The organism is Desulfocastanea catecholica (assembly GCF_054657295.1).
The window spans coordinates 1-372 of record NZ_BAAHYZ010000145.1 but is presented as its reverse complement, the minus strand read 5'-3'; the positions used below and the strand labels follow the sequence as shown (position 1 = coordinate 372).

Genomic DNA, 372 nt, shown 5'->3' with positions numbered 1-372 from the left:
AGAAATCACTATCTATCACCTTGATATTTTTTCCACGCAAAATCGTCCGCCGCGTGGTCATCGAGCTGTTCGGTCGCCCCTCGTCAGCCTTTGCATATGCTTTGTCACGATCCGCTTCAGGGTCCTCCGTCGCGGTTACCCACTATCCGAACGCAATCATTGCGCACAGTCGACCTACCAGCCTGGGGTTCAAACAAATTCTTGACTGTTTTCATGTTATGATATAGTATCATATCTAAATAATGTTTCTATATCATATCAAAACAGGGGGAGCAAATGCAACAGGTGGCAACTTACGAAACGGTTGTTCGGGCATGCGAACGGTTAAAAAGCGAAGGGCAGAAGATAACAGGCAGGGCGGTGTTGGCAATT

The 372-nt window shown here is 47.0% G+C and carries 1 protein-coding gene; it reads left to right on the top strand.

What is annotated here, in order from left to right:
• A partial coding sequence (locus tag ACYQ8U_RS23270) for a hypothetical protein (RefSeq protein ID WP_459947936.1) occupies positions 1 to 227 on the top strand: 227 nt, incomplete at its 5' end.
• Positions 228 to 372 lie beyond the last annotated feature (145 nt).